This window comes from bacterium (genome assembly GCA_024228115.1).
GTDB lineage: Bacteria > Myxococcota_A > UBA9160 > UBA9160 > UBA6930.
In genome coordinates this window covers 1-2,649 of record JAAETT010000199.1, presented here as the reverse complement: position 1 = coordinate 2,649, position 2,649 = coordinate 1, and the positions used below count along the sequence as shown (strand labels likewise).

3 protein-coding genes are annotated in these 2,649 nt (G+C 60.4%); 2 read left to right on the top strand and 1 reads right to left on the bottom strand.

The annotated features are described in order from the left end of the window. The first annotated feature begins 725 nt into the window (after positions 1-725). Positions 726-1,553 (top strand): hypothetical protein, encoded by an 828-nt coding sequence (locus tag GY937_09575; protein ID MCP5056958.1) that lies wholly within the window; start codon positions 726-728, stop codon positions 1,551-1,553. A gap of 64 nt (positions 1,554-1,617) precedes the next feature. Here the strand turns inward: GY937_09575 and GY937_09570 are convergent, their stop codons facing one another. Beyond that, complete coding sequence (locus GY937_09570) at positions 1,618-2,067, bottom strand: FKBP-type peptidyl-prolyl cis-trans isomerase (GenBank protein MCP5056957.1); 450 nt, start codon at positions 2,065-2,067, stop codon at positions 1,618-1,620. Positions 2,068-2,089: 22 nt separating this feature from the next. Between GY937_09570 and GY937_09565 the strand changes: the two genes are divergently transcribed. After that, positions 2,090-2,533 (top strand): hypothetical protein, encoded by a 444-nt coding sequence (locus GY937_09565; GenBank protein ID MCP5056956.1) that lies wholly within the window; start codon positions 2,090-2,092, stop codon positions 2,531-2,533. The last annotated feature ends 116 nt before the right edge of the window (positions 2,534-2,649 follow it).

The following is a 2,649-nucleotide window of genomic DNA, read 5'->3' as shown; positions in this document are numbered from 1 at the left end:
TTCTTCCCGCTCTTGCGGATCAGCTCCACGACCTCGGCCTTGTATTCATCTGTGAACGATCGACGCTTCCGTTTTCCCATGACACACTCCTACCGCACTTTCGTGCGATCCGGGGTGTCCACGAGACCGGGGCAAGCTCAGTTGGCTTGGCATGCTTCTTCGGGCGGGTCCACCACTCGCCTACCTTGTAGCCTTCACGGGTTTTGCCGGACTCGGAATCGAGCTCTGGGGCTGGTACTTCAAATCGTCGTTCAGCTCTTTGAACGCTTTTGGGTTGGGGGTTTCCACGCTCCTCCTCTGTCTCGTCGCACTCTCCTCGGGGCGCCGCGGCGCCGCCTAGCTAGCGGCTGCAGCTTGTCGGGCTACCTCTCGCCTGGTCTATCCGTGGTATCCTGGGGTTCCACTCAGGCGCCTCAGGCCAGAAGGAACAAGAAGCCCTGTTTTCGCCTGTGCCCGGTAACTCCGACCTATGTCAAGTACCGAGAGAGGATCAGGTCCCGTTCTCGGTATTCTCGAATGTGAACGCAATCTGTGAACGGAAACCCTCCGCATCCAGGACATATCGCCACTCCGCTGACAGTGGATTGGGCCTGCCGAGAATGCCCTCGGTTTCAGAGCGTTGCTGTCGCAACGCCTGAACTCCAGAATGTCGTGAGTTGGAGCTGGGGTGACGCTCGACGAAATGAAGTCATACCTCGAAAGTGGCCGTTCAGCGTGATGCGGCGATGACTGAAGCAGTTGCTCCCCGGCTCTACTGCATCCCGGCAACGGACGTGCCGGTCGTTGCGGTACTTCGACGCGGGCCGAGCGATTGGTTCCACGTGGGTCGTTGGGACATCGACAAGATGCAATTCGACGCCGGTGCGTGGTTCGCGGGCCGCATCTTCCCGCGCCGCAGCGATCTCTCTCCCGACGGCAGGCTGCTGTGCTACTTCGCCCACAAGCCGGGTTCCAGCTGGGAACATGGGGAGGCGTACGTCGCGATTTCGAAACTTCCGTGGCTGACGGCTCTTCACTCGTTCGGAACCTGTGGCACCTGGACGCGCGGCTTCTACTTCAGCTGCGATGGCCAGAGCGACGACCCCAACGACGAGAAGCTGCCGATCCCATTCGGCCTCCGTTCCGCCCCGATCGTTCAATTCGCTACCGAACGACGCCGCGGTTGGATGGAGGCTTCCGACTCGCCACCGCGCCGAGCCGAGGACATCTGGGACCAGCATCGCAATGCGCGGATCGAGAAGTGCCAGCCCGAAAACCAGCGTGTGTTGTGCGTGGAGAGCGTCGGCGCGGCCGGGGGAGAGTTCGGAGTGGATCAAGCGATCGATGGCCTGCGCGTTCGATACGCGATGGAAGCGAACGGCGACATCGAGCCGCTCCAGGATCTCCAATGGGCCGACTGGAGTCGCGACGGGCGACTATTGGTCGCGACGAGAAGCGGACGGATCCAGATCTGGAATCTGGACAACGGTCGACGCCGGATCGAATTCGATCAGGACCTGTCGACTCTCGAGCCCAATCCGCAAGCGCCGCCAGCCGAAGCACGAAGCTGGTAGGTCGACGTCGCGCCAGGCAGTCGCTGTTCGACTTGGCGCGCTGGAAGCCGCCCCTCGTGACCACCTATTCCCAGACCGTGATCCCGTCTCGCTGTGAAACCTCGGGATTGATCTTTCGTAGCCAGATTTCCAGTGTCAGAACTGCATTGCCGGGGATCAGTCCAGGTACTCCCCGATCCTGGTACGCGAGGTGTGCGCTCGCGCGGAGTCTGCGAAACCCACCGGCCCGCATCCCGGCAAGGGATTTCTCGACCGCAGCAATGGCCTGCCTCTTCCCTAGCTCGGTACAGTGATTCACGAGTTTCAAACCCTCCACGACCGTTACGCTGTAGGAAGGATGATCTTCGGGAATCAACTCCAGTTGGCGTTCGTTCATCGGAACTTCGTCGCCTTGGTTCAAGAACATTCTAAGGTTGTAGATGACCCGGTCGCCCTTCGCGGCGGCTTCGCCGGTGCCTTCCGATTCCGCGAGAAGGTCGAGGCCGGACTCGAGTCTCGCCGTCGAACGCGCCATGTGCGGCTCCAGGTTTGCGGGGGTGTTTGCCGATAAGCCGGATGGAATGCTGCCTGAGATGCCGAAAATGAACCACAGCGGAACCTACGAACTCTCCAAGAGGGCCGGTGTGGTGATCTCCGCCGCTTCGATCGTATTGTGCGCGGGCCTCCTCATCCCAATTGTGTATTTCGGGTTTCCGGGCGGGCTGCCCGATCTGGTGGCCGTATTGATTGCTTCGCTACTGATCCCGATCGTTGCGCTGTTCAGGCCACTTCAATCGTTCGCCTTCGTCCCGGGTGGTTTGGAACTCTCCAATCTGTTCACCAAGAAACCTTATCGCCTGCACTGGGCAGATGTCACCGAGGTTGAGCTGACCCACCAAGCGCTGGGACTCAAGAACCTCGTGTTGACCGAGAAGGGATCCAGAATCCGCAAGAAGGTGCCGCTGTCGCTGCCAAGTGTTGGCGATCACGAGAAACCGTAGAAATCTGATCATCTAGCCGTGGTCGCGCGCGAGTGCTGGTTTCTCGTCAGAACGGCGAATCGGTGTCGGTCGGATCGGTGTCGGTCGGATCGGTGTCGAGTTCGCGATCGAGAGCC

Excerpts from the sequence above, each read along its gene's own strand:
- GY937_09575 (MCP5056958.1), top strand. The coding sequence starts at position 726 with ATGACTGAAGCAGTTGCTCCCCGGCTCTACTGCATCCCGGCAACGGAC.
- GY937_09570 (MCP5056957.1), bottom strand. The coding sequence starts at position 2,067 with ATGGCGCGTTCGACGGCGAGACTCGAGTCCGGCCTCGACCTTCTCGCG.